The sequence below is a fragment of the Phormidesmis priestleyi ULC007 genome, assembly GCF_001895925.1.
GTDB classification, from domain to species: domain Bacteria; phylum Cyanobacteriota; class Cyanobacteriia; order Leptolyngbyales; family Leptolyngbyaceae; genus Phormidesmis_A; species Phormidesmis_A priestleyi_A.
The window spans coordinates 111,369-136,292 of the sequence record NZ_MPPI01000006.1 but is presented as its reverse complement, the minus strand read 5'-3'; the positions used below and the strand labels follow the sequence as shown (position 1 = coordinate 136,292).

The 24,924-nt window shown below is 49.5% G+C and carries 20 protein-coding genes, 1 tRNA gene and 1 pseudogene; 8 read left to right on the top strand and 14 right to left on the bottom strand.

The window, feature by feature from the left end; genetic code table 11:
* Window positions 1-15 precede the first annotated feature (15 nt).
* Entirely contained in the window at window positions 16-837 is an 822-nt protein-coding gene (gene tatC / locus BRW63_RS07550) for a twin-arginine translocase subunit TatC (protein WP_073070291.1), read from the top strand.
* A 65-nt stretch (window positions 838-902) separates the two neighbouring features.
* Here tatC and BRW63_RS07545 read toward each other — a convergent pair whose 3' ends face one another.
* From BRW63_RS07545 to aspS, 4 genes and pseudogenes are all read right to left on the bottom strand, one after another.
* On the bottom strand, window positions 903-3,296 hold the full coding sequence (locus tag BRW63_RS07545) for a hybrid sensor histidine kinase/response regulator (protein WP_073070290.1): 2,394 nt from the start codon (window positions 3,294-3,296) through the stop codon (window positions 903-905).
* Window positions 3,297-3,630: 334 nt separating this feature from the next.
* Window positions 3,631-4,656, bottom strand: a pseudogene (locus tag BRW63_RS07540) (tocopherol cyclase family protein); the annotation flags it as partial.
* Window positions 4,625-4,939: a DUF6464 family protein gene (locus BRW63_RS07535; RefSeq protein ID WP_073070288.1), complete on the bottom strand. Its 315-nt coding sequence runs from the start codon at window positions 4,937-4,939 to the stop codon at window positions 4,625-4,627. The gene BRW63_RS07535 and the pseudogene BRW63_RS07540, both read right to left, overlap by 32 nt.
* A gap of 194 nt (window positions 4,940-5,133) precedes the next feature.
* Entirely contained in the window at window positions 5,134-6,930 is a 1,797-nt protein-coding gene (gene aspS, locus BRW63_RS07530; protein WP_073070287.1) for an aspartate--tRNA ligase, read from the bottom strand.
* Between the two features lie 15 nt (window positions 6,931-6,945).
* Between aspS and BRW63_RS07525 the strand changes: the two genes are divergently transcribed.
* Both BRW63_RS07525 and BRW63_RS07520 read left to right on the top strand, forming a co-directional pair.
* A complete protein-coding gene (locus BRW63_RS07525; RefSeq protein WP_073070286.1) occupies window positions 6,946-7,143 on the top strand; it encodes a hypothetical protein in 198 nt (65 codons plus the stop codon).
* Between the two features lie 199 nt (window positions 7,144-7,342).
* Window positions 7,343-8,416 carry a cysteine peptidase family C39 domain-containing protein gene (locus tag BRW63_RS07520; protein ID WP_219898434.1) on the top strand — a complete coding sequence of 358 codons (1,074 nt, stop codon included), beginning with the start codon at window positions 7,343-7,345 and terminating at the stop codon, window positions 8,414-8,416.
* Here BRW63_RS07520 and BRW63_RS07515 read toward each other — a convergent pair.
* The gene (locus BRW63_RS07515) at window positions 8,413-9,177 is read right to left on the bottom strand and encodes a Uma2 family endonuclease (protein ID WP_073070284.1); all 765 of its coding nucleotides are present in this window, start codon (window positions 9,175-9,177) and stop codon (window positions 8,413-8,415) included. The two genes, BRW63_RS07520 and BRW63_RS07515, sit on opposite strands and share 4 nt — an antisense overlap.
* A 68-nt stretch (window positions 9,178-9,245) precedes the next feature.
* On the opposite strand from BRW63_RS07515, the gene crcB reads away from it, so the two are divergent.
* Window positions 9,246-9,638 carry a fluoride efflux transporter CrcB gene (gene crcB, locus BRW63_RS07510; protein WP_073070283.1) on the top strand — a complete coding sequence of 131 codons (393 nt, stop codon included), beginning with the start codon at window positions 9,246-9,248 and terminating at the stop codon, window positions 9,636-9,638.
* 187 nt (window positions 9,639-9,825) lie between these two features.
* Here the strand turns inward: crcB and BRW63_RS07505 are convergent, their stop codons facing one another.
* Complete coding sequence (locus BRW63_RS07505) at window positions 9,826-10,209, bottom strand: DUF4359 domain-containing protein (protein ID WP_073070282.1); 384 nt, start codon at window positions 10,207-10,209, stop codon at window positions 9,826-9,828.
* 147 nt (window positions 10,210-10,356) lie between these two features.
* Between BRW63_RS07505 and BRW63_RS07500 the strand changes: the two genes are divergently transcribed.
* A tRNA-His gene (locus BRW63_RS07500) sits at window positions 10,357-10,429 on the top strand.
* A gap of 42 nt (window positions 10,430-10,471) precedes the next feature.
* Here BRW63_RS07500 and BRW63_RS07495 read toward each other — a convergent pair.
* The 5 genes from BRW63_RS07495 to BRW63_RS07470 form a co-directional block, all read right to left on the bottom strand.
* On the bottom strand, window positions 10,472-11,383 hold the full coding sequence (locus BRW63_RS07495) for a pentapeptide repeat-containing protein (RefSeq protein ID WP_073070281.1): 912 nt from the start codon (window positions 11,381-11,383) through the stop codon (window positions 10,472-10,474).
* Window positions 11,384-11,386: 3 nt separating this feature from the next.
* Window positions 11,387-12,028 carry a hypothetical protein gene (locus BRW63_RS07490; RefSeq protein ID WP_073070280.1) on the bottom strand — a complete coding sequence of 214 codons (642 nt, stop codon included), beginning with the start codon at window positions 12,026-12,028 and terminating at the stop codon, window positions 11,387-11,389.
* Between the two features lie 82 nt (window positions 12,029-12,110).
* The gene (locus BRW63_RS29485; protein WP_083582758.1) at window positions 12,111-13,820 is read right to left on the bottom strand and encodes a glycosyltransferase; all 1,710 of its coding nucleotides are present in this window, start codon (window positions 13,818-13,820) and stop codon (window positions 12,111-12,113) included.
* Between the two features lie 341 nt (window positions 13,821-14,161).
* A complete protein-coding gene (locus BRW63_RS07475) occupies window positions 14,162-16,408 on the bottom strand; it encodes an O-linked N-acetylglucosamine transferase, SPINDLY family protein (RefSeq protein ID WP_073070355.1) in 2,247 nt (748 codons plus the stop codon).
* Window positions 16,409-16,531: 123 nt separating this feature from the next.
* The gene (locus tag BRW63_RS07470) at window positions 16,532-17,062 is read right to left on the bottom strand and encodes a type IV pilin-like G/H family protein (RefSeq protein ID WP_073070279.1); all 531 of its coding nucleotides are present in this window, start codon (window positions 17,060-17,062) and stop codon (window positions 16,532-16,534) included.
* Window positions 17,063-17,979: 917 nt separating this feature from the next.
* Between BRW63_RS07470 and BRW63_RS07465 the strand changes: the two genes are divergently transcribed.
* The 3 genes from BRW63_RS07465 to trxB all read left to right on the top strand — a co-directional run bounded on the left by BRW63_RS07465 (window position 17,980) and on the right by trxB (window position 20,345).
* Window positions 17,980-18,342 (top strand): endonuclease domain-containing protein, encoded by a 363-nt coding sequence (locus tag BRW63_RS07465; RefSeq protein ID WP_073070278.1) that lies wholly within the window; start codon window positions 17,980-17,982, stop codon window positions 18,340-18,342.
* Window positions 18,343-18,647: 305 nt separating this feature from the next.
* Window positions 18,648-18,878, top strand: a complete 231-nt coding sequence (locus BRW63_RS07460) for a YgiT-type zinc finger protein (protein WP_073070277.1) — start codon at window positions 18,648-18,650, stop codon at window positions 18,876-18,878.
* 96 nt (window positions 18,879-18,974) lie between these two features.
* A complete protein-coding gene (gene trxB, locus BRW63_RS07455) occupies window positions 18,975-20,345 on the top strand; it encodes a thioredoxin-disulfide reductase (RefSeq protein ID WP_073070276.1) in 1,371 nt (456 codons plus the stop codon).
* Between the two features lie 317 nt (window positions 20,346-20,662).
* Here the strand turns inward: trxB and BRW63_RS07450 are convergent, their stop codons facing one another.
* From BRW63_RS07450 to BRW63_RS07440, 3 genes are all read right to left on the bottom strand, one after another.
* Window positions 20,663-22,576 carry a lipoxygenase family protein gene (locus BRW63_RS07450; protein WP_073070275.1) on the bottom strand — a complete coding sequence of 638 codons (1,914 nt, stop codon included), beginning with the start codon at window positions 22,574-22,576 and terminating at the stop codon, window positions 20,663-20,665.
* A 275-nt stretch (window positions 22,577-22,851) separates the two neighbouring features.
* On the bottom strand, window positions 22,852-24,141 hold the full coding sequence (locus BRW63_RS07445; RefSeq protein WP_223257319.1) for a DNA methyltransferase: 1,290 nt from the start codon (window positions 24,139-24,141) through the stop codon (window positions 22,852-22,854).
* Between the two features lie 69 nt (window positions 24,142-24,210).
* Window positions 24,211-24,879: a CIA30 family protein gene (locus BRW63_RS07440; protein WP_073070274.1), complete on the bottom strand. Its 669-nt coding sequence runs from the start codon at window positions 24,877-24,879 to the stop codon at window positions 24,211-24,213.
* Between the last annotated feature and the right edge of the window lie 45 nt (window positions 24,880-24,924).

The window sequence follows — 24,924 nt, the reverse complement described above, 5'->3', positions numbered from 1 at the left end:
ACAGAAGCCTGACCCATGACTGCTCCTTCGGAACTTGAAACGACGGCCCAGATCGATATCACCCAGGATGCTGCCCTCACCGATGAGGTGAGCCAAACCTCGTCAGAGCCGGAGATGATCGCTGAAGACGACATCATTGACGATATAGAGATGTCGCTCTTTGATCACCTCGAAGAATTGCGGCGACGAATTTTTTATTCTCTGATCGCGATCGCAGCATCGGTGGCGGGATGCTTTGCCTTTGTGAAGCCGATCGTGCAGTTGCTAGAAGTGCCCGCGCAGGGGGTAAAGTTTCTTCAGCTTGCACCGGGGGAATATTTCTTTGTCTCGATCAAAGTGGCGGGCTATATGGGCTTGCTGCTGTCGGCTCCATTTTTGCTCTATCAAATCATTGCCTTTGTGATTCCAGGGTTAACCCGGCGAGAGAAGCGTTTTTTGGCTCCGATCGTACTCGGTTCTAGCGTTTTATTTGTCGGTGGCTTGTGGTTTTCTTATATCGCCCTGATCCCGGCGGCGCTGAATTTTTTCATCACCTACGGGGCAGACGTGGTGGAACAAGCATGGTCGATCGATCGCTATTTTGAGTTTGTCTTGCTGCTAATGTTTAGCACCGGGTTGGCATTTCAGATTCCGGTGGTGCAAGCACTATTAGGATTTTTGGGGATCGTCTCGTCTCAGACTATGCTGGCAGCGTGGAAATATGTGCTGCTAGGAGCGGCGGTTTTGGGGGCTGTGATTACACCTTCTACCGATCCGTTCACCCAAAGTCTATTAGGAGGAGCCGTTCTCGCCCTTTATTTTGGGGGCATCGGCATTGTGAAGATGTTGGGTAAATAGAATTGGCAACAGCGTTAACAGAATCCGACGCGTAGGGGCATACCGTGCCCCGTCAGATTGAACGATCAGTCGCAATTGCCTCCGAAATGGGTATCAGTAGTGGGTCGAATTAGATCCATGATCGCTTGCACCAATATCTCTGGATCGATCGGTTTCGAAATGTGCTGCTGAAACCCAGCCGTGAGCGCCCGTTTTTGGTCATAGTCTCCAGCGTAAGCAGTGAGTGCGATCGCCGGAATCTGTCCCCCTTGGGCAGGCGGCTTTGCTCGAATCTGCTGCATCAGTTGATAACCGTCTATGTCTGGCATTCCCACATCGCTCAACAGTAGATCTGCTGGGGTGTGTTCGAGGGTTTTGAGTGCGTCGATCGCAGACGATAGCGCGATCACGTCTGCCTGCTCTTGCTCTAAAACGAAGGCGACAAACTCTCGTGAATCGGCATCGTCATCAACGACTAAAATTCTTAACCCAGCCAGCGATGCGGTGAGACTCGACTCACGATCGCGCTCATTTAGCTGAGTCGAGTCAATCATTAGCCGTGGCAATCGGACGGTAAAGGTTGCGCCTTGCCCTTCTCCAGCGCTGTCTGCTCGAATCGTGCCGCCGTGGAGTTCGACGAGTTGACGGACGATCGCCAGCCCTAAGCCTAATCCGCCAAATCTGCGGGTGGTCGTCGAGTCGGCTTGACGAAAGCGCTCAAACACGTTGGGCAGAAACTCAGCGCTGATGCCTGATCCCGTGTCGATCGTTTGAATTTCGACCTGAGAGTCTCGCTGACTTAAATGCACCTCAACTCGCCCCCCTTCAGGTGTAAATTTGACTGCATTTGATAGCAAGTTCCACACAATCTGCTGAAGTCGTCCGACATCACCTCTGACGTAGAGATCTGCGACCTTGAAGTGAGGCTGAATCTGGATATTTTTAGCGATCGCGGCTAGATGCACGGTCTCGATCGCCGCCTCAATGACTCGCTTTAAGTTAACCGGAACCTTTTCTAACACCAGCTTGCCGCGCAAAATTCGCGAGACATCGAGCAAGTCTTCGATCAATTGGGTTTGAAGTTGAGCATTTCGCTCAATGATTTGCAACCCGCGATGGAGCGTGTCGGCATCGGGTGACTTGTTGAGCAAAATCTTTGACCACCCCAAAATCGGGTTAAGTGGCGTTCGCAACTCGTGAGACAAAACCGCGAGAAACTCGTCTTTGATGCAGTTTGCGCGTTCGGCTGCTTCGCGGGCAACTTGCGCGTGTTGCAACAACTGCATTCGCTCCGATTCAATCTGTTTTTGCGAATCAATATCTGTACAGGTGCCAAACCATTTAATCACTTGCCCCTGTTCATTCTTAAGCGGAATGCCCTGACCCAAAAACCAACGAAATTCGCCATCAGCCCGTCGAAAACGGTATTCGATTTCATAGAAATCACCGCTTTTAACAGACGATAGCCAGCGATCGCGGGTGCGATCGCGATCATCGGGGTGAATGATCGTCAGCCAATCTAGATTCAGCAGTTGCTCAAGGCTCAACCCGGTATAGTCGCAAAACTGCCGATTTACATACTCGTTCCGCCCCTCAGAGGTCGTAATCCATACAAATTGCGGAATCGCTTCTGCCAAAACTCGATAACGGGCTTCGCTCTCGCTCAGGGCGGCTTCAGTTTGTTTGCGGCTGCTAATGTCAGTGGTGAAACCCACAATCCGCACTACAGTTCCCTGCTGATCTCTAAATATCTGTCCCCGTTCCCAAACATCGACCCAGCGCCCATCGGCATGACGGACTCGATATTCACCTTCGTAGCGATCGGCGGTTGCTAGCGTTGATTCAAGGCTGGCTGACAGACGGACAACATCATCGGGATGAAGGCGCTTTACCCACCACTGTTGAGTGGACTCTGCATCTTCAACCGATACGCCAATCAGTTGAAATAGTCCCTCCGATCGATAGACTTGCCCCGTTTGCAGATTCCACTCAAAGACAATGCCATCAACTGCGTTAGTTGCTAACCGAAATCGCTCTTCGCTGCTTTGCAGTGCTTCTTCTGCCCGCTTGCGTTCGGTGATATCGATGATCACTCCGCGCAAGCATTGCCCTTGGCTGGCATCAAAACTCGGCTGTCCGCGATCTTGCATCCAGCGAGTCTGTCCGTCTGGGCAGACTAATCGAAACTCCGATCGATATTCTGTTCCGGCAATTAACGCGATCTGAATTTGATTAAAAACGCGATCGCGATCATCGGGATGAATCAAATCAAAAAACTCAGATCCCGTTTGTGCGGTCGTTCCAGGTGCGAATCCGATCACGCGGTCTGCATTCGCCGATCGTCTCACTTCATCGGTGACTACATTCCATTCGTAGGCGACCATAGCGGCAGCTTCTAACGCATAAAGCAGAGCACTGCTTTCAGTCGAAGTGATCGGGTTGGCAGGAATGGACGATCGCGGTGAGGGATCAAACGACATGGTTAACTATTGAGTGAAACTGATTCGAGTCTAGAAATGCTCATTAACGTGAATTCGATGAAGCTTTTCGCTGCGGTTGCCAATCCGGGCTGCCCCCTAAATCCGCCAATTCTGGGGGACTCCAAGCCCAGAATTGAGGTTCAAAGTCCCCCAATTTTGGGGGGTTTAGGGGGCTGAAGCGCTGAATAACGAAGCGAGAAAACTCATCGAACTGACGTTAACTAAATTTTCTGGTAGATGAGTCCCTTACGATTCTATAGCAATCCCATCTTGGTCAGATACTCCAGCCGCATTTGCCTTCCCAGTCCTCATCCCAAGGGTTGCCGCCTGTTTCTAAACCGCAAAGAGAACTCGTTGCCTTGAGAATCAATTCATTGTTTTGGCGTGACTTCAACTCTAGAGTTGCAGCGCCTAACATTGTATCTCGACAGACAAACATTAAGCCCTTTGCCGTCGGTGCGCGGAGTGGCGTTCCCGGCAAATCGGTTTTACCTGTCAGGGTAATAGTGTATTCAGAGTTTTTCGCCTCCATCTGCCAATCGCCCCAAGGTTTGATCGACCAACTGACTTCAGAATTCCAGGGCACAAATTCATAAAATTTTCTGCGATAGTGGATGCCAATCATCGCGACTGATTCCATCCACCACAACACGCCGCGTTTGCCGCCCCCTGCTGTTAGTGCGAGATCTGGCTCGTTGTCGAAACTGTTGCAGTTTAACCAAAACCACTTTTGCGGAAAGGCTCCACCCCAATTCTTTTCACTGTAGGCAGGGAAGTTATTAAATTCATAGCGATTCCCGTTCCAATCAATCCAGCCAGTGGCTAACCCATGTGCCATTAAAATTTGCCAACCGGGTTCAAAGATTTGTAGCGAAGACATCCATCCTGCGGTTGACTGTTGTGTATTATCAGCACTCGCCCAGCCATACACAGGTGTGATCTCATATTGCCACTCAGCAGAGTTGCCGTTTGGCTCATAGAGTTTGCCTTGATGCCAGGTTGCCGTCGCCTGATAGCCTTCTTGAATTTGCCGATCGAACTCCCCCGGCTCCAGACATTCAGGAGTTTGGTTCAAGTCTGTTTTGCCCCAGTGTCCTAAACCGAGCGCATCTTGCCATGCCCAAAACTGCTGCACATTGGGGAAGGTGCGACAGAGATACTCATCATTAGCACCCAGAATTTGAGCGGCACCCCCACTATAGGATTGACTGCCTGTGGGGTCTTCGATCGAGTACATAAACGCAAAGGTCTGACCACAATCGGGCAGTGTGACGCGGTAATACCAACCTTCAAAAAATAGACGACTGCTCCCATTCCAGTGATAGCCACTATGAGGGGTTTGTAGGGGATGAAGACTCATAATAAGGGCACTCCTCACAGGGTCCAGACGGATTAACTGCACAGCGAATTTGAGCAGAACGGGCATTATATCGACAGGTAGAATCCCCAATTAGGGCACCTACGCCTTCGATGTAGTGATAATCAGCAGGCAATGACAACAAACGCTGAATTTGTCTGCGCTCTGCGGCTTGCATGGCATTGCGTAAACGAGCTTGTGCCCTCATCTGCATCTTTCTAAAAAACACGAAAGACAGAAGTGGCGGAATTAGCCCGATCGCGCAAATCAAAATGATCTCAAGCATAAGACTATTGTGCTAAATCTTGCTGGAGATGTCAGGGTGAAATCTAGAGAAACCTACTTGGCGTTGCTGAATGTATAAATACGCCCCCTGACCCCCAATTCTGGGGGAACTAGATCTGTTCAAAGTCCCCAAAATGGGGGATTTAGGGGGCTGAAAGGACTGGAACACAGCGCGTCTCTATTGAATCCGCGCTCCTAAGACGCTCCAGGTTTGGGTTTATGAGTTGAAGTGACATATAACTCTTTGAGTTGCTTGTCATCGACGCTAGAAGGCGCATTGGTGAGCAGACATCGAGCTTGCTGAGTCTTGGGAAACGCGATCGCATCGCGAATCGATTCTTCACCTGCTAGCAACATCACCCAGCGATCGAGTCCATAAGCGATGCCACCATGCGGAGGTGTGCCATACTCAAACGCTTCTAACAAAAAGCCGAATTTGTTGTGAGCTTCTTCGATTGATAGCCCGATCGTTTCAAACACTTTTGCTTGCAAATCGGACTGGTAAATCCGCACACTGCCGCCGCCAACTTCAAAGCCGTTAAACACTAAGTCATACGCTTGAGCATGAGCCGTTTTAAGGTCGTGTGCCTCTTCGGGCTTGGGCGCGGTGAAGGGATGGTGTAATGCTTCGAGTCGCTTCTCGTCAGCGTTCCACTCAAACATCGGGAAGTCTGTCACCCAGAGCAAGTTAGTTTTGTCAGGGTCGATCAGTCCGAGTTCGCGTGCTAGGGCTTGACGGAGACGATCGAGCGTTTTATTCACCGTGATCGTGTCTCCTGCTCCAAACAAGAGCAGGTGTCCGGGTTTGGCTCCGGTGCGACTGAGAAGCTCTTGTTTTTGCTCGTCGGTCAGGTTGTCTTTGATGGCTCCGATCGTGTCGATCTCGCCATCTTCACGGACTCGAATATAAGCTAATCCTCGCGCTCCGGCTTCTGCGGCTTCTTTAAACAAGTCTCCACCCGGCTTAATTCGCACATTAGAAACGGCATCATTTCCACCCGGAATCGGCAGAATTTTGACAATGCCACCCTTCGCGACCGAATCAGCAAAGACTTTAAAGCCAGAATTTTTGAGAATATCCGATACATCTACCAACTCTAAGCCGTAGCGTGTGTCGGGTTTGTCAGAGCCATAACGATCCATCGCCTCTGCATAAGTCAACTGCGGAAACGGGGTCGGAATCTCAACACCTTTAATAGTTTTGAAGATGTGGCTGACTAAACCCTCGTTCAGTTGAATGATTTCTTCTTGTGACATGAAACTCATTTCCATGTCTAATTGAGTAAATTCGGGTTGACGATCGGCTCTCAAATCTTCATCGCGAAAACAGCGAGCGATTTGATAATAGCGATCAAAGCCCGACACCATGAGAATCTGCTTAAACAACTGCGGCGACTGGGGCAGCGCAAACCATTCACCCGGATTCACCCGCGACGGAACAAGATAATCTCTGGCACCTTCGGGAGTCGATCGCGTCAAAATTGGCGTTTCGACTTCGATAAACCCTTCAGCATCTTCGAGATAGCGACGAATCGATTTAGTCACTTGATGACGCAATTGTAAGTTGCGACTCATCCGCTCTCGGCGCAAATCCAAATAGCGATATTTTAGGCGTAAATCTTCTCGCACCGTTTCGTTATCAGACATCGAGACTTGAAACGGCAATTGTTTACGAACAGCGTTGAGAATTTCAATCTCGTCTGCATAAATTTCGATTTCGCCTGTCGCAATTTTAGAGTTTAACGACTCATCAGGACGCTTGGTGACGCGACCCACAATTTTGATGACGTATTCGTTTCGCAGATCGCCTGCATGTTGATAAGAACCCGGAGTTCGTTCGGGGTCGCTAACGATCTGAACAGTGCCACTGCGATCGCGCAAATCGACGAAAATCACATACCCATGATCCCGACGACGATCGACCCATCCATAAAGGGTCACTGTTTCTCCAATGTGGCTGGCTCGGAGTTGACCGCAATAGTAGCTACGCATGGCAAAGGATGAAGGATGAGGGATCTTTATGAGTTTAAGTTTAACGATCGTCAGCAACTCAGTGCTTTAGAATCACAGGTTTTTCTGACAAATCGTGAAAACTTTCCCATTATGCCAGGAATTGAGCGGTTTTCGATTCAGATGGGTTCGGTGGACGCTAATGGACACGGCAGTGCCATGCCCTTACACAGATTTCTGCTTTATTTAACGTGAATTCGATGAAGCTTTTCGCTACGGTTGCCAATCTGGGCTGCCCCCTAAATCCCCAAAACTGGGGGACTTCAAGCCAAGATTCCGGTTCAAAGTCCCCCCGAATGGGGGATTTAGGGAGCAGAAGCCGCGCTTGACGAAGCGAAAAAACTCGTCGAACTGACGTTTATTTAATTCACGATCGCCAAGGTTAGACTGGCAGTTGTTGCTACAAAAACGATGGATGCTGGTAGAAGCGCTCGTGACGGTCGGGTTAGGCATCTTATGCTTTCGAGGAGGAAATAGGGTTGGGCGATTATTGCTGCGGCGCGGGGCAACGGCAAACGATTTATTTAAAGGTCAAAATGCGATCGCGCTGCTGTTTATCGGCATCTATGTCACCTTTCTGATTCTGGCGCTCAACATTCCTCAGATGCAGATCTTTCCGCTGACCTGGCGCGTTTATGGGATGCAAACCACCTGGACAATTATGCGGGTGATGCTGATCGGGTTTTGCGGGGTGGCGTTGACGATCGTGGCGAAAACCGCTCGTAAACAAATTCTGACGGTGCTGCTGCTTGGCGCGATCGGAGTCGGCGGATTCACCACAACCGAAGCTTATTTCTTGACTCCGATTTACCGTGATCTGTTCAACAACTTGCAGCCCAACGGAGTCTTTAAGCAAACCTCGATGAGTAGCTGTGCGCCGTCGGCTTTAGCAACGGTTTTGCAGCGATGGGAACTCAAAGAAGCCACCGAAACCAGTGTCGCAAAGCTGGCAGGCACGAGTCGCATGGGCACAACGATGCCGCAACTGATTGTGGCAGCCCGTAAATTGGGTCTAAACGGTGTTGAACTCTCGCCCACCTGGGAGCAAATGCGCCAAATTAACCGTCCGGGTGTGTTGGGGGTTTGGCTGATCGACGGCCATCGCAAACTCTCTCATGCGGTGGCGCTGTTAGCGATGAATGAAAATAAAGCGGCGATCGGCGATCCCTCAAGTGGCAGAATTTACCTGCTCGATCGGACTGAATTTGCTCAAATTTGGCGAGAGCAATACGTGCCGATTTTTCGACCTAATGAAATTCTTCTGTTGACGAACATTCAAGCCCTTGATTATCTCAAGCGCTTGGGCTATTTGAATTCCAACTCTCAAGATTTCAAATCAGCCTTGCGGGAGTTTCAGCGATCGTCAGGTGTCAAAAGCACAGGAAACCTCGACACCCAAACGAGCTTGTTATTGATGGGATCTTTTTTAGAGGGAGTGCCCACGCTAAAGGATTTCTCGCTTGATTAAAGATCGGGTTCGATGCCGAGCGATCGTAACTGGGCGATTAATCGTTCCGATCGTTGTCGTTCTTCTTCTGTCCGTTGTCGTTCTTGCTCAACGAGATCGACTTGCCGTTCCAAAGGAGTCGGAATCCAATTACCCAATGCATCGAACCAGCGCAACCAGTGCCGCTCAATGCCTTGATAAGTGCCTTCCCACAGTCCCAGCCCTAATCGCAGTTCTTCAAACCAAAATCGGGGTGGCGTTGCTTCAAAAATGTGATAGCTTCCTCCTTCGAGACGAAATACCTGTAGCTCATCGTTGTAGCGGTTGAACACAATGTAGTAGGGAATGCGGAGAATTCGTTCGTAAACTTCCCATTTAGTGGGCGGTTGGTCAACATCTCGCAGGGTTTGCCCTAAATCTTCTCGTTCAGTGCCCGGTGAAAGTAGCTCGACCACCACCATCGGATCGACCCCTTCTTGCCAAGTGACATAGCTCAGACGCAAATCGCGCTGTTCATAGAGTCGAGAAATGCCCACGACCCCAAACCAATCGGGGCGCTCATACCAACCTGTGTGGCGCACATCATAGTAAAGATTGAGATCACTACCCGTAAATGTATCTTCACTGAGATAGTCGGGCGGCAGAAAGGTTTCTGCAAGCAGGCGAGGCTGGAGCAAATGAAACTCGTCGGGCAAGCCAGGTTCCTCCGGGTTCTCGCTGGGTAGGTCATACATCGTCGGCAAATAGTCTTTGGGCGATCGGGGCGGATCGGTTTGAAGCATGACAGCCTTCTCCAACAAACTACCCTTATTGTAGAGGTCGAACTCTCTCGGCAAAAGGACGATAGTAAATGCTGCAAGATCCGACGATTCGAGTGCCGATCGCCATTAGCCTCGGCGCGATCGCGGGTGCTCTGTGCCGCTACTACCTAACCGTTTGGTCAGTTCAGCGCTTCGGAATCTCATTTCCCTATGGGGTTTTCTTGATCAACTTAAGCGGCTGTTTTTTAATGGGATTTTTGGCAACTTTGTTTGTTGATCAGCCCACATCTCCCGAAATTAGACTGATGTTAACCACCGGATTTTTGGGTGCCTACACCACGTTTTCGACTTACGGATTGGACACCCTTAATCTGCTCAGAACTCAAAACTTTTCAGCCGCAAGTTTCTATTGGTTGGGCAGCGCTGTTTTAGGAGTCGGTTTTGTCCAACTCGGTGCAATGCTGGCGAGAATTGGAAAATAAAAGAACGTGAATTCGACGAGATCCTGTGCTGCGGTTGTACCTCTGGAAAGCCCCCTAAATCCCCCACAAGTGAGGGACTTTGAAACGAAAATTGGGACTGAAGTCCTCCAGAATGGGGGATTTAGGAGACACAAGCCCTCTACAATGAAGCGAAAGACCTGATCGAACTGACGTTAAAAGAATTTGATTACCGTTTTTTTGCTTCGTATATATAGAATTTTCCAAACAAGCCGACTGTCTCAAAGTGGTAGGTCGGCATTCCGGGAAGAAAGGCTAAATCGGGCACGATCGCCCGGACTGATAAGTCGGTTTGATAAAAGCTAAATAGCAGAAAATCTTGGCGATCGGTGTTGCGAGTAATCACCTTTTTGATCTCGGCTTGATTGTCATCCACAAATTTTGGACATTGGCTTGCCAGCCCTAAAGGTGCCTTCTTGCAGGCATCTTCCCGAATGCGCTGGACTGCAAAATTTTCAAACGCTTCTTGTTTCGGGTTAGTGATTGCCAGCGTCACAGCCCCGACTAAGAGCAACACTCCGACAATCCCTGCTGTCAGGTTGACTATCTTCATAAGCGGTCAATTCCCACTCCACAGGCGTTAGACAATCTGCTGACTAACGCGAAACCACAATTTTAGACGCGATCGGACAAGTTTTGTTCTCATCTCCAAAGATCTAGCTGACTTGTCACCTAAACTGCTATATTAATAAACGTGATGGCGAGCGTAGCCAAGTGGTTAAGGCAGTGGTTTGTGGTACCACCATCCGGGGGTTCGAGTCCCCTCGTTCGCCCTTCTAAGTTTTTATCTGCAACCTTGCAACTCTTCGCATTTTCTAGGGTTGAATTGCGCCGTCAGGCATGATTGCTCTGCTGAGAATTGTTTTGTGGCGCTTGATCTCTCGAAGGTCAGCATTGGTGAGATTGGCATCGGTGAGATTGGCTCTGCTTAAGTTTGCGCCTCTTAAACAAGCAGCCGTCAATATCGCTCCAGTCAAATCTGCCCCAGTCAGGTTTGCACCTCTGAGATTGGCTCCGGTTAAGTCTGCGCCTGTGAGGGTTGCTTTACTCAAGTTTGCCCAAGCGAGATCTGTACTCGATAAATTTGCGGCGCTGAGATTTGCGGCGAATAGATAGGCTTTTCTGAGATGCGATCGCATCAAGTTTGCCTTTTGCAAGTCGGCATGGTAAAAATGCGCCTCCATCAGTTCTGCCTCATAGAGATTGGCGTTGCTGAGATTTGCATGAGCAAAATTAGCGTTGAGCAGCATTGCCTCGCTGAGATCGGTTCGCCTCAGATCTGCTTCGCTGAAGTCTGCTTCTCGAAATTTTGCGCCTCGAAGCTCGGTGCCGATCAGATTGGCTCTGGTTAAGTCGGCTCGATCGAAGTTGGCTCCTTTTAAATCTGCCCCAATCAGATTGGCATCGCGGAGATCTGCACCTCGCAAATCGGCGGCGATCAAACTAGCGTCTACTAGTTCAGCCTTTTGTAGCATTGCGTCGATTAATTCGGCTTTGAAAAGACATGCCTGATTGAGAATTGCCCCATTGAGATTGGCAGCAATTAGCTTTGTCCAACTGAGTTCTGCTTTTTTTAAGTTGACGTAACTGAGATCTGCACCTCGGAGATTTGCGCCCTTTAAGTCAACTTCGCTGAGGTCGGGGTGAATCTGCGGGTGCTGCGATCGCCATTCAATCCACGGCACTGCACCTTGCTGCAACTGCCTGAGATGATTTGAGTCTGCCATGCTCTATTCCTTTCGCATCTCGGTCGGATGCTCTCGCCCAGCGACATTCTCGATCGCTGCCACGACTGCCTGAGATGCCGCCATGATGTCTCGCTCTGCGCCACCTAAATATAATCGCCCAAAGCTGCCCACCGCCGAGATTTGCAGAATGTTGATGAAGGCGGCTTTTTCGGCTTCGTTGGCGGCGAGGGCGGCAAATGCGGCGGGTTCGACTTCAAAAACATAGAGGGTTTGCCCTGCCAAAATCATGTTGCCGCGACGGGTGCGGTTGATCAGTTGCGTATGGTGGGCATCAATATTGCGAATAATCTGACTAGAAATCACCCGCGGCTTTAGACCTTCGTTTTGCCGAACGCCCATGCTATCGAGAATTGCCCGACCTGCGGCTTTGACTTCGCCTTGATTGCTAGCGTGAATTTCGAGCAGTCCATACAGCCGCTCGACCATTTGCACACCGGGACGCACGACGGCTGATTTCATTGCCACATCCATAATGCGATTAATTTCGATGCCGGGAGAAATCTCGATCCAAAGTGAAGCGTCTCCGGGCAGGGGTAAGAAGCCCAGCGCCTCGGTGCCTAAGTAAGCGGCGTGTTGAGGCTGCAAATTGTCGAGATAGACGTAGCTGCGAAGATCAATACCCAAAAGTTATATCCATAGCAGAGAGGCTAGATCAGTATACGGGTTTGCGTTGGCTCGTGACTACTGACTAAGGAGGGACGATCGCTCATTCTGGCTTTGTCGCGATCATATTGACGCTGATCAAGTTGTCGAGAATTTTCATGCTACTGCAATCGTTAAACAGACCAAACTCGCTGACCGGGGTGCAGTCTACAAACCCCACTTCTTGAAGGTACAGAGCGAGTGTATCGGGGTCAAACCCAACCCGGTGAACGTCATATTGATTCATGTGTCCACCAAAGATAATTCGCATCAGTTGGTGCCGATCCATTGGTCTCAAATTGGGGTTGAGATATAACCAGCAAAGCGTCTGCAAGTTGGGGACGCTCACCATCAGTTGTCCGCCCGGTTGCAAAACGCGATACCACTCTGCCAGAGTTGTGATCAGTTCATTGTTGAGTGAGTAATGAAAATGCTCTAAGATGTGGCTGGCATAAATTGTGTCAATAGAACCGTCAGCAAACTGGCTTAAGTCGGCAGCATCTCCAATGAAATCTACTTCTGGGCGAGGTTCGATGTCTAAAATCTTCCAGTCAGAATGGGGTTCTTTACCACCCAGATGTAGTTTGATGGCAGATTTTGGCTGCGTGTCTTTGAGAGCTATCAACTCTAGAAAAATAGCCTCTAATTTCTTAACTGCTTTAGTTTGATTGAATTTAGACATGGCTCGCTGTTGACCTGTGCGGGCGATCGCGTCCCAACGCGCTAGATCTGTTGGCAGAGAAGACAAAATATCGGCTAGATCAAAAGGATTTTCAGACTCAAAGATTAATCCATCTTTTCCGTGTTCTTCAACAATTTCTCTGGCTCCGCCTGTGCCACTCGTGACGAGAGTTAGTCCGGCTGCCATTGCCTCAATTTGGCTGATTCCAAACGGTTCCTCAAATCGCGACGGAAAGACAAGAACATTGTGAGTTTTATAGAGTTGAATCAGTTCTTGACGAGACAATGCACCCGGAAAGTGAACGGCTTCTTGCAGTCCTTCCGATTCTATGAACTGTTTTAAAGCGTCAACAAATTCTGGTTGAAAAGTGCCCCCGGCGATCGTGGCTGTAAATTCAATTCCTGCCGCATGAAGCAACGAGAGCGCTTCGACTAAAACATCGGCTCCTTGATCTTCGGTGACTAAATTGGTGTAGGCAATGCGAAGCCGATCGCGAGGTGGAAGCTCAACTTGATAAAAAGCATCGACATCTGCACCGGGATGAAGGGTTTGCGCGGTCGCCGCTGCTGGGTAGCCTGATGCCTCAAGACTTGCTGTGACCAAATTGCTACAGGTGATGAAATGGTAAAGGGACGATCGGGGCGTATGCTCAGGATCATAACCGGATCGCGCATTCATCACATAGTGAGCGACGGGCACCTGATGAGAGAGCAATAGCGCTAGACTCTCTGCTTGTGTCTGAACAAAATCAAGATTACCTGCTAAACAAACATCGGGCTGAAAGTGTTCTAAGTGGTGTTTGAGAATCGCCTGATTTTGCTGCCTTACGTCAACTACACGCTGATGGTCAAACCAACGAAATCCTTGAGATGACCACTCACCCATGAGCAACAAACAACGTTCTATAGGCGGATCAGGATAAAGACTGGGGTGAGATACGGAAAACTGGGGCGTGTCACTCGTCAACACTAAAACGGTGTGACCGCGATGTTGCAGGAGTCGAGCAAAGTCTGCGATCGAGCGTTCATATCCTCCAAGAACCTGGGGCGGATAGAGATTGGTGATCACTAAGATCTTCAGAGAGGTGATCATTTTTGGTAGGCTCCAGTTTTTGAATAGGAACCCTCATCCCCAACCCTTCTCCCCAAGGAGAAGGGAGCAAGATTCAAAGTCCCTCTCCTTGGGGAGCTACGGTGTACACCCAAGTCTTCTGATCTCGTCATCGCCGAGATCCTCGCCCCCTAAATCCCCCACGAGTGGGGGACTTTGAGCCGAGACTCCAGTTTCAAAGTCCCCCAGAATGGGGGATTTAGGGGGCTGAAGCCGACTGAAACGGAGCGACGAACACCTTGTGTGTACACAGTAGCCTTGGGGAGAGGAATTTGGGGTGAGGGCGGTTTGCGGCATCTTACATCTAACTTAGATCCGTCTACTTACGATCGTTCGCTCAATTCATCTGATAATTCTGACGCTGATAGGTAGGTTGCCCACATTTGCTCGTAAGCTTTTTCCATTTCGCGGGTAAATTGTTTGCCGTTCCAAAGGGGAGCGGTTTTTTTAGATTGCTTTAACTTCCAGGCGATCTGCTGCCGAAGCGCTGCATCTTTTCCGAGTCGAATACCCCATTCTACATAGTCGTCGTCTGTCCAGGCGATGCCTTCTGTGATTCCAGCGTTGACTAGCATCGTGTAGCTGTTGCGGGCGGCAAATTGTTCTCCGACTTTGGTGACGATCGGAATCTCCATCCAAAGGGTTTCGAGGGTGGTGGTTGCGCCGTTGTAGGGAAAGGTGTCTAGCACAACATCGGCGATCGCTAAATTAGCGCGATGAATTTCAACCGAAGGGTCATCAGGCAAAAATCGGAGACGATCGCTCGATACGCCTTCTTCTGCGGCGATTTCTGCAAAGAATTTGCTGATCGATTCCTGGTCTGAGAGTCCTTTAATCAAGAAGTAGCTGTTGGGAACTTGCTTGAGAATTCGCATTTGCAGCTTTACGGTGTCGCGATGTCGTTTGTAGCCTCGCTGGGCACTGAGGAAGACGATCGCGTTATCGGGAATGCCTAAATGTTCTGGTCGTAGGGTGGGAATGCCGACTTCAAAGCCATCAACGGCAATGTAGGTTTGAGGCAACCGAACAATTTTTTCACTGTAGTAATCTTGGGCGGAGTCTGGCAAAACGTAGGGGTCAGCGATGAAATAATCGATCGCAGGCAAACCTGATGCATCCCAACCGAGCCAAGTGGCTTGAATAGGGGCAGGTTTGAGTGCCAAAATCTGGCAGCTTAAATCGAGGGTAATGCTGTCAAGGTCGATGAGAATATCAATTTCGTCTTGCTGAATCTGGGTCGCGATCGCAAAGTTAGTTCCTAGACCGATCGTTTCGATTTTGTGGACGTGATCAAATTGACTGACATACCACTCTTGTAGCGGGTCGTGGAACTTTCGGTAGCTGAGAAAATAGCCGTAGAGTTCAAAGCGATCGCGATCGTGGTGCTGCAATAGGCACCGAGCCAACCAGCCGACCGAATGCGTTGCCATGCAGTGAGACAGGTAGCCAATCTTGAGGCGCTTAGGGGTGCGATCGCGGGTTGAGTGGTGATAGTCTCTTCCCTGTTTGGCGGCGTGGAGTTGAATATTTTTTTGACAGAATTCGAGGATTTGATTTTCGAGCCTGCGCCAGCGCTGCGGTTGATCGTAGAAATAAACCAGATAATAAGCAGAGTTGAGCAGCCGAGAGATGAGAACAGAATGCACATCGGTAGGCTGTTGCTCGACCAAAGTATGCAACAAAGACTCATGCCGTTGAGCAATTTCGAGCGCTTCTTGCCAATAGCCACCTGCACCGAGCAAGCCCCGCAAGATTAAATGGTTAGAAAAAATCTTTTCGGGTAAGTCGTCTGTGAGTTCATATCGACGTTCAGCAACTTTAATGCCGCGATCGTACTGTTTTGCGTTTTGATAAAAAGACGCTAAGTGACCCAAAAACTCGATGTTGTCAGGGTCAAGGCGAAGATAAGCTTCGACGAGATCGGCGGCAAAGGCAGCGCTCATTTTGCTGTGAGCAAACCGAATCGCGGCGGGTAACACAGCCTCCGTTAAAGCTTTAGTGTCAGAAACCGCAGCAATGCAGCCTTCAGCGAAGTTGAGAAGCGATGGCGTAGGATCTGCATGATATAGAACACTTTTTAAAACGTGCAGCAAAAGCTCAGTGTTGACCTCCGCTCCTGGCAGAGATTGCGGCAATCCCAACTCTTCAAAGGTGTCGTCGGTGAAGAGATCAAGCCCGATCGAGTGCTGCAAGATTTTTAGTAGATTATCAACTATGTCAGGACAAATTTCTCGTAAGTGTTGGCGGATTGCCCACGCAGTTGAGTAGTCGGTCAATGTTTCGCGGCGCTCTGCCTCGGTTTGCAACACTTGCGCTAATTCAGCCACCCATTGTTCAACCTGATCGGGTTCGCCTTCTGACATCGCAAACAACCAAGTGGTCTGAGCTTCAGCTTCTTCACCCTGCAAGAGCAGCAATAAGCCTAAGTGCCAATAATTAGATCGTTCTTCGGGGTTGGACTCGATCGCTTGTTCGTAGAGTTGTGCGGCTTCGGCATACTGCTCGTTTAAAAGAGCGTGGGTAGCTTGCTTTTGCCAATCTGCCAAAGCTTCTAAAGGTAACGGAGCCATTGCCATAGGGTTTAACACAGAGATCTGCTTTAGTATCGACCGCTTCATTAAAGACAGCACAAAAAAAGTGGGTAGACAACTTCTACCCACTCGCGGTCTTAAAAAACTTTGTTTAAGGCAAAGTTACTTCGCCAGTGGGTCATAACCGGTAGGCTCTTTCATTGTGGTACCAGTGATTGTCGCAACGGGAGGAACATCCTTGGAAGGTGCTTTGCTTTCATAAGCAATAGCGAGGGTGCTGGTTTCCTTTGTCTTGTCATCTGTTGCTACAAACACGGTTCCACCATAGGAGCGAAGAGCAGCCACCCTAGCGGTACCGGTGCTGAGTGCCGATATGTCAGGAGTAGCTTCAGCTGACTTATATTCGTAGTTGACAGTTTCCGATGGAACGGGGTCAGCCATATTTGACAACTCAGTTGCAAACTTGCTCTTTTCCAGGAAATAAGCCTGTTGAGTGCGGTTTAGGGTGCCCACATAGGTCTTGGCTTCAGACTGCTTGGCTTTGTTTGCCTGGTTCAAGAAGGAAGGCAACGCAATTGCAGACAGAATGCCGATGATGATGATCACGACCAACAACTCAATCAGGGTGAAACCTTGATCTTTCTTTTTGCTAGCGAGGTGTTGCAGAAACTTTGCTTTGAGTTCAGATTTCATGGAAAGAGTGTCTCCTAAAGATGCGGGTTGATGTGCTTCTAACGCTGAACCTAACTTGCCCAGTTCAGTTCGCTTTCATATCACTCGCGCTTAAAATCTTTCCTGATTTCTGAAAGGCGCTCTCTAGTAAGGGTTAGGGGCGACGATCTGCCCTCCTCACGAAGTGGGGCAAAGCCCTCGCCAGCCGTTCTTCTCCCAAAAGAGAAGCTACTGTGTACAAGTCGTTCGTCGCTCCGTTTCAGTCGGCTTCAGCCCCCTAAATCCCCCATTCTGGGGGACTTTGACCCCAGACTTGCAGTTTCAAAGTCCCCCAATTTTGGGGGATTTAGGGGGCTGAAGCCGCTCTTAACGAAGCGAAAGGACTGATGGATACACGGTAGCCCTTTGGACTTATGTGTACACACAAATTGTTTTGCGTTCCGATCGCTGGGGGTTCGCCCCCTAAATCCCCCATTCTGGGGGACTTTGACCCTAGACTTTCAGTTTCAAAGTCCCCCAATTTGGGGGGATTTAGGGGGCTGAAGCCGCTCTTAACGAAGCGAAAGGACTGATGGATACACGGTAGCCCTTTGGACTTATGTGTACACACAAATTGTTTTGCGTTCCGATCGCTGGGGGTTCGCCCCCTAAATCCCCCATTCTGGGGGACTTTGACCCTAGACTTTCAGTTTCAAAGTCCCCCAATTTGGGGGGATTTAGGGGGCTGAAGCCGCTCTTAACGAAGCGAAAGGACTGATGGATACACGGTAGCCCTTTGGACTTATGTGTACACACAAATTGTTTTGCGTTCCGATCGCTGGGGGTAGCCCCCTAAATCCCCCATTCTGGGGGACTTTGAGACAGAAGAAAGCTTTGAGACAGAAGAAACCTTTAGAGAAGATGGGCACTCTTGTAGAAGCTCATCACTCATCAGGTTTATGGATTCTCGGCGCATTCGAGGAACCACTCCCAACATTATTTCTGCGGCTCGACAACTTCGACAGAATCTCACCCCGGCTGAAGAGAGGCTGTGGCAAGCTCTAAAAAACCGCCAACTAAACGGCTGGAAGTTTCGCGTTCAGCATCCGATCGAGTCTTTTATCGTCGATTTCTATTGTCCTCAACATCGATTGGTCATTGAACTTGATGGCACAATTCACGATCAGCAGGTGGAGTATGATGCCGCTCGAACTGAGAAACTGAATCATTTGGGATATCGAGTCATCCGGTTTCGTAACCGAGAAGTGATATCAGATTTAAGGCGTGTTCTACAGCAGATCACCAACGCGATCGAGAGATAGCTTCATCCGTTCAAAGTCCCCCCGAATGGGGGATTTAGGGGGCTAAAGCCGACTCCAACGAAGCGACAAACACTTTGTGCGTATACAGTAGCGCCCCCTGGGAGAGGATGAGGGCAAATTCAGCAACGTCAGCAGATTAACTCGAAACTTAAAATAGTTAACATCAGATTGCCCGATCGCGAGTGTGCGCCGAATTCTGCAATATTAAGTCTTGAAGTGCTGAGAGTCTCGATCGTCGTTCAGATTATTACCCTATGCGAGCCTGACGAAACCCAATGGACTAACTACTCACAGAGGAAGTGACCATGTTTCACTGTCATGTTTGCAGCTCAAACCAAGCCCATCCAGAACACGTCGATGAAGTCTTTTTGATCGACGGCAAACCCATCTTAGTAGAAGGAATCCCTGCTCAGGTTTGTTCGCGATGCCAAGAGTTAACCTTTAGCCGTGAAACTACTGAAAAAATTCGTCGTATGCTGCACGGAGAAGCAGAGCCGATTAAGTCGATGAGCATCGAAGTGCTTGCCTTTCGCTAAAACAAGCGAAAATCATCACATCCCATGACTTGCTTGACTAGAATCCACCCTTTTGTATTATACTAGTCGTAGTCGTTATGAGTTTGTATTAATCCTATGGCAAACCCAACCGTAGAGAATTTAGTCATTATTGGCTCTGGCCCGGCTGGCTACACGGCAGCGATTTACGCAGGTCGAGCAAACCTTAAGCCTTTGATGTTTGAGGGCTTTCAAACGGGAGGGCTGCCAGGTGGACAACTGATGACCACCACCGAAGTTGAAAACTTCCCAGGCTTTCCTGAAGGCATCACCGGCCCACAACTGATGGATCAGATGAAAGCGCAAGCGGTGCGCTGGGGGACAGAACTCTACATGGAAGATGTCACCTCCGTTGATTTGAGTCAGCGTCCGTTTGTGATTAAGTCCGACGATCGCGAAGTCCTCGCCCACAGCATCGTCATCGCCACAGGTGCCACCGCAAAACGATTAGGTCTACCCTGTGAAGGTCAATTTTGGAGCCGAGGCATCTCAGCCTGTGCCATCTGTGATGGAGCAACACCTCTATTTCGAGGTGCCACCTTGGTAGTCATCGGCGGCGGCGACACGGCAGCCGAAGAATCGATTTACCTCACTAAATATGGTGATCACGTCCACATGCTAGTAAGAACCGACAAGATGCGCGCCAGCAAAGCCATGCAAGATCGAGTCTTAGCTAATCCCAGAATTACGGTGCATTGGAACACAGAACCGATCGACGTAATTGGCAACGACGAACACATGACTGGCGTAAAGGTCAAAGACACTAAAACCGGAGAAGAAAGCACGATCGATGCCAAAGGGCTGTTTTATGCGATCGGGCACACCCCCAACACCGCTCTCTTTAAAGGTCAGCTAGATCTAGATGACGTGGGCTACATCGTCACCCAACACGGCTCAGTCGAAACCAGCGTCGAAGGCGTGTTTGCGGCTGGAGACGTGCAAGACCACGAATTTCGCCAGGCAATCACCGCCGCCGGGACGGGATGTATGGCGGCAATGCTGTCAGAACGTTGGTTATCGTTTAACGGCTTGGTGCAAGAGTTTGGCAAAACCGAGGCGCAAAAATTGGCTGAAGAAGATACGGCACACGCGGTTGAAGTCTTCCAGGTTTCTGGCGAGTTTGATGTGACTGAGACTCGTCATGAAGGCGGTCTAGCGTTGAGAAAGCTCTATCACGAGAGCGATCGCTTAATCGTCGTCAAATATGTCTCTCCTAACTGTGGCCCTTGCCACACGCTCAAGCCGATTCTTAACAAAGTCATCGACGAGTTTAACGATCGCATTCACTTCGTCGAAATCGACATCGACAAAGACCCCGATATCGCTGAATCGGCGGGTGTAATGGGCACTCCAACCATTCAGTTTTTTAAGGACAAAGGCATGGTTGCTGAAGTCAAAGGCGTGAAGCAAAAGAGCCAATATCGAGAATTGATTGAAAGCAATCTTTAGGATCGCGAATTAAGGGATATCGGTTAACGTCAGTTCGGTGAGTTCTCCTACTTCGTTGTTAGCGGCTTCTGCCCCCTAAATCCCCCAAAATTGGGGGACTTTGAACTGAAAATCTGGGCTTGAAGTCCCCCAAATTGGGGGATTTAGGGGGCAGCCCGGATTTGCAACCGCAGCGAAAAGCTTCATCGAATTCACGTTCGGTTAGATGCCAGGGTCAGGGGCACGGCAATGCCATGACCGTACAAAAAGGGTAGGGGCATGACACGTCGTGCCCTCTTGCGATCGCTGAACGATCGCAATTATTTTTGAAATCGATATCAGATATTGATGCTGTTAGGAATCCGAGAAGGTAGCAGGTAAGGGTAGTCGATTCCGGTGGCACGATCGCGCACTCGATTTCGGGTCTGAATCTCAGTTTCGATCGCTTGCAGATCAGCTTGAAATTGGTGCAGAATCGCCCGATCGCCCTGATCCAAAAATTGCATAATCTCATCACTTCCTAAGCGACTCCAAATAATGCCACTCAGAGCAAAGGTTAGCTTCATTTGGGCAAGGTCTTGCGCGGGTTTGGGCAGCATCTCTTTGAGCGATGCAGAAACATCAGGCTGTGTGTAGGCGGCAAGTGGCGCATTGGGAACGTAGCCAAAATAATCAAACTGGCTAAAATTCACCGCCGCGTGTTGAGCGCTGCACGTAAAAATAATCTGCGTTGCGGCATCAATGAGTTGCTGTAAGGTGACGATCGTCCCCGGATTCTGCATCGTCGGAAATCCGGGAACTCGCGGATAATCAGGCAACTCGTCAATCGACAAACCCACCTGCGCGGCAATCTCTGGAGAAATCCAGTCAGGAGCTTGAGCAAATTCGTCACGCGATCGTGTGTTGAGAGGTGCGCCCAATTCTGCTGCCCAAGCTTGCAAATCGGGGTCTTGCTGAACTGCAAGATCATCTTTGTAATAGCGCTGTAGATAAGCCGTCACATAGTGAGCGATCGCGCCCCACAGCAGTTGAGCATCGTCTCGATAGGGATAGTCTGACAGAAATTCAGCCTCTACGCCTCGATGTTTGAGATCGGTTGGCAACGCATAAGACTCAAACGGACGATCGCGATAAGCTCGATTCATCACGGCGATCGATGCTTCACGAGTCGGAGCCATGAGCGTGTCGATCGCGGCTCCTTCGCCTAGCAAAATGGCATTGCCGCGCGTGTTGATTGCCAACAAAAATCTAACATGTGGTTTGAGTAGTCGATAAACGGGGTGATTAGAGGGCAATCGGCGCGGAGTCGCGATCGCAAATGCTTCCATTGCCAAATGGGTATAGCACAAATGAGTCAATAACTCATGTTGGGTAATATCTGCCACCTGAACAAAAAGTTTTGCCCGCATCCAGTCATCGGCATCGCTGGTTGGTGTGTAGATTTTTTCACCCGACTCTAACTGAATTAGGAGCGGTTCTAAACCCTGATCACCTCGATAAAAAAGCGTTTTTGGACTACCTACATAGCGACCGATCTGCAATTCTGCGGGCGCAAATTTTAACAATGGATAGTCTAATCGAAATAAACGATTTTGATCCGCAGCCTCTTCAAGAATCACAGCAGTTCCGCTAGAGGTAGAGCAGACTTGATCGCCTTGCCAATCTGCTAAATCTACTCGATCGCTGACTCGCTGTAATGAGGTTGGGTTCGGCCCGGCGAGGCGCTGACGCGCAAACTCACGATCGCTCAATCCACCGTCTCGATCGTGAATTTTAATAATTTTGGGGCGCGATCGTCCGTGTTCTTTTAAAGTCTGATAAAACTGGAGGCGTTGAGCTTGAGCAAAATTCGGCTGATTAGAATTAACTTTTTTCGCTGCCTTTTCTGCGTTATTTAGGGCTTCTCCCATCTTGCGCCGCAACTGCACAAATTCGACATTAAACTGCTCGGTTGGCGGCAAATCAAAGTTAAACAAATCAGACTGAAAAATCTCGAAATCGACCAGTAGCGTTGTCAGTTTTAACCAGGTTTCATGGAGCGTATGATCGTCCGATTCGATCTGCTCTAGTGCCCAAGTCAACGGCGCAGAAAGTTGCCCCCGCTCTAGCAAATTGTGGCGTAGCTCAGTCAGAATGTATCGTAATGCACCATCTTCTCCAGCGTGGGGAAAGATTCGAGCCGGGGCAGCCTGACTGATTTGGGTGGGATCGTAGCGATAATGACCCTGTTGTTGCTGAAGTGATTGAGACATCACTAACTCCAGTAAATTTGTGATTAGCGTCAGTTTGACGAGGTTTTTCGCTTTGTTGTGGGCGGCTTCTGCCCCCTAAATCCCCCAAAATGGGGGACTTCAAGCCAAAACTTCCGGTTCAAAGTCCCCCAAAATGGGGGATTTAGGGGGCTTTCTTCACAACCGGAGCAAACCGCTTCTGTCGAACTGACGTTGTGATTAGCGCGATCGTATAACGATTCGCATTGATCAAATACACAATGAATCGGTGTTTCTCCGGTTTCACTACACAATTTTTAACGACCCGACCAGCGCAAAACGACGACTTCTTCACGCAACTGTTCTTGAGTGACGGTCGCTAATCGAGTCCGAAATAGATCAATGCTGACGACTTCATAGCCAAGGGATTTTGCAATATCTGCCAAGAGCGTCCCCGTGCGGATCATGACACGCAAATAGGATGCCTGATCACCGACCACGTAAGCAAGCTGGGCACCTGGGCGCAAAACATGACGCAAATCTGCCAGATGTCTCGCCATGCCGCCAAAATAAAGCCGGGTAGCTCTCGCATACATTCGCTCAAAGCCGCTCGTTTTGCCGAGTTCGATCCGTTTGGCTTCGATCGCATTAGCAATGCGCTGAATTTCAACATGATCGGCAACCCAGCGATCGTCGTCGTCGGCTTTATAGACATTGCGAGAATTCGATCGCATCAAGCCTTTTTTGAGAGTTCGCAGTTCTGCCTTGTCGTTGATAAATTCTAAAATCACAGATTCTAAGCGAGTCGTGCGCGTGTAGTCTTTCTCGTTGGGATAGGGCGGTGACGTAATCACAGCGTCGATCGAGTTAGGCTCTAAAACGTCAGCTAGTTGGCGAGAATCGGCATGATGCACGATCGCGCTCGTGTCAGGCAGAGTTTTGAGACAACGGAGATCAGCAGCGATCGCTTCTATGCCTTCGAGCCACGAATCGACGACTTGAGCATCGGTCTTGGCCTTACCGACTCCCACTTCTGGTCCAAAGTGAAGATTGCTAATCGAAAAAACTAACGCTTTAGCCAAAGCTAACAATTCGTGACGCTGATAGGGCGAGTCAGTATGTTGTTTAATTTGCTCTAGCAGCACCAGCGATTTGTGAAGCGGTAATGGACTAATTGAGTTTTTGAGCAGCAATTTTAAGCGATCTTCGGGTAGCGTTTGCCAGGGTTCTTCGGTGCGATCGAGCCTTTTTTCGGTCGCTTTAGCAATCTGATCAGCGTGGCGCAACAGCTCATCGGGGTCAAGACTCCAATCGAGTTTTACCGTTCCTGCAAACCACGCCATCGGATTCGCCTCAACCCCGACGCTGGGAATTCCTAGCTTTTTGCATTCAACCACTGTGGTGCCTGTTCCACAGAACGGATCGAGAACTTGATGCGACTCATTGACCCCAAACTTTTCTAAATAATCCTGCACTAAATGCGGCGGAAACGACAAAATAAACCGATACCAATGGTGGGCGGTTTTGTCTTCAGTGCGAAGGTGATTGAGTTCTGAATTGTTGGATTCTAGCTTGAGATGGGGAATGAGCGGTTGAATGTATTGCAAGGGAACAGCAGCAGCTTTGGCAAGAGTAGCACTGGCATTCTACTGAGAGCAATGGTGTAGTTGCAAGCGCTAAACGCTAGAACCGCGATAAGCCTTGATGGTTGCGACGTATAAGTGAAACGTGCCGGGAGTAAATTTGGGATTGAGTGCCCCATCATACTCAAATTTACTCAGCATCAGTTGCAGCGATCGCAGATGTTGAGTAGCGATCGGGTTAGCATCTTTCAGCGTCTTTGCCCGAAATGCTGGAACCAACTCTGCAAACGGAATGTTGACGGTGAGCCACTCATCAGCCACGGTGTCAAATGAATAGGTATAGGCGATGCTGTCCCACGTCTCGTCATCACGAGCGATAAACTTATAGCGGTTGCCGTCGCCCTTAACACGCAGTTCAATGCCTTCGTAGCCTGAAAGATTGACAGCAGGCTCAAAATTGCGAGTCCGAACTGAGGCAAAGCCACCCGAATTTTCAGTCGAGACAGTGCCCGTAAACAGCGCCGCGCGATCGATCTGCTGAAACGAACTGGCGCTAACCCCTCCCATCACCACATCATCCAAGGCTCCCCAGAGATTGATCGTGCCTGACGGATTGCTAAAGTCAAACAAAACGTCTGACTGAGGGTTAATCGGCTGAGAAGGCGTGTCACCTTGAAACATTTTCTGAAGCCAGCTTACGAGAGGGATCACCTCAAAGTATGCCAGGGTTTGCACAAATCGACCTGCATCCCATTGAGCCATTAGGGTTGTCCTCGCAAAACTAAGAGATCTCCAGCTTAACGAATC

Bases quoted from the DNA above. Each gene is read 5' to 3' on its own strand.
- BRW63_RS07475 (WP_073070355.1), bottom strand. From the start codon at position 16,408: ATGGCTCCGTTACCTTTAGAAGCTTTGGCAGATTGGCAAAAGCAAGCT.
- BRW63_RS07505 (WP_073070282.1), bottom strand. From the start codon at position 10,209: ATGAAGATAGTCAACCTGACAGCAGGGATTGTCGGAGTGTTGCTCTTA.
- crcB (WP_073070283.1), top strand. From the start codon at position 9,246: ATGCTGCAAGATCCGACGATTCGAGTGCCGATCGCCATTAGCCTCGGC.
- trxB (WP_073070276.1), top strand. From the start codon at position 18,975: ATGGCAAACCCAACCGTAGAGAATTTAGTCATTATTGGCTCTGGCCCG.
- aspS (WP_073070287.1), bottom strand. From the start codon at position 6,930: ATGCGTAGCTACTATTGCGGTCAACTCCGAGCCAGCCACATTGGAGAA.
- BRW63_RS07535 (WP_073070288.1), bottom strand. From the start codon at position 4,939: ATGCTTGAGATCATTTTGATTTGCGCGATCGGGCTAATTCCGCCACTT.
- BRW63_RS07525 (WP_073070286.1), top strand. From the start codon at position 6,946: ATGAGGGATCTTTATGAGTTTAAGTTTAACGATCGTCAGCAACTCAGT.
- BRW63_RS07460 (WP_073070277.1), top strand. From the start codon at position 18,648: ATGTTTCACTGTCATGTTTGCAGCTCAAACCAAGCCCATCCAGAACAC.
- BRW63_RS07515 (WP_073070284.1), bottom strand. From the start codon at position 9,177: ATGCTTCAAACCGATCCGCCCCGATCGCCCAAAGACTATTTGCCGACG.
- tatC (WP_073070291.1), top strand. From the start codon at position 16: ATGACTGCTCCTTCGGAACTTGAAACGACGGCCCAGATCGATATCACC.
- BRW63_RS07495 (WP_073070281.1), bottom strand. From the start codon at position 11,383: ATGGCAGACTCAAATCATCTCAGGCAGTTGCAGCAAGGTGCAGTGCCG.
- BRW63_RS07465 (WP_073070278.1), top strand. From the start codon at position 17,980: ATGGATTCTCGGCGCATTCGAGGAACCACTCCCAACATTATTTCTGCG.
- BRW63_RS07450 (WP_073070275.1), bottom strand. From the start codon at position 22,576: ATGTCTCAATCACTTCAGCAACAACAGGGTCATTATCGCTACGATCCC.
- BRW63_RS07470 (WP_073070279.1), bottom strand. From the start codon at position 17,062: ATGAAATCTGAACTCAAAGCAAAGTTTCTGCAACACCTCGCTAGCAAA.
- BRW63_RS07545 (WP_073070290.1), bottom strand. From the start codon at position 3,296: ATGTCGTTTGATCCCTCACCGCGATCGTCCATTCCTGCCAACCCGATC.
- BRW63_RS07440 (WP_073070274.1), bottom strand. From the start codon at position 24,879: ATGGCTCAATGGGATGCAGGTCGATTTGTGCAAACCCTGGCATACTTT.
- BRW63_RS29485 (WP_083582758.1), bottom strand. From the start codon at position 13,820: ATGATCACCTCTCTGAAGATCTTAGTGATCACCAATCTCTATCCGCCC.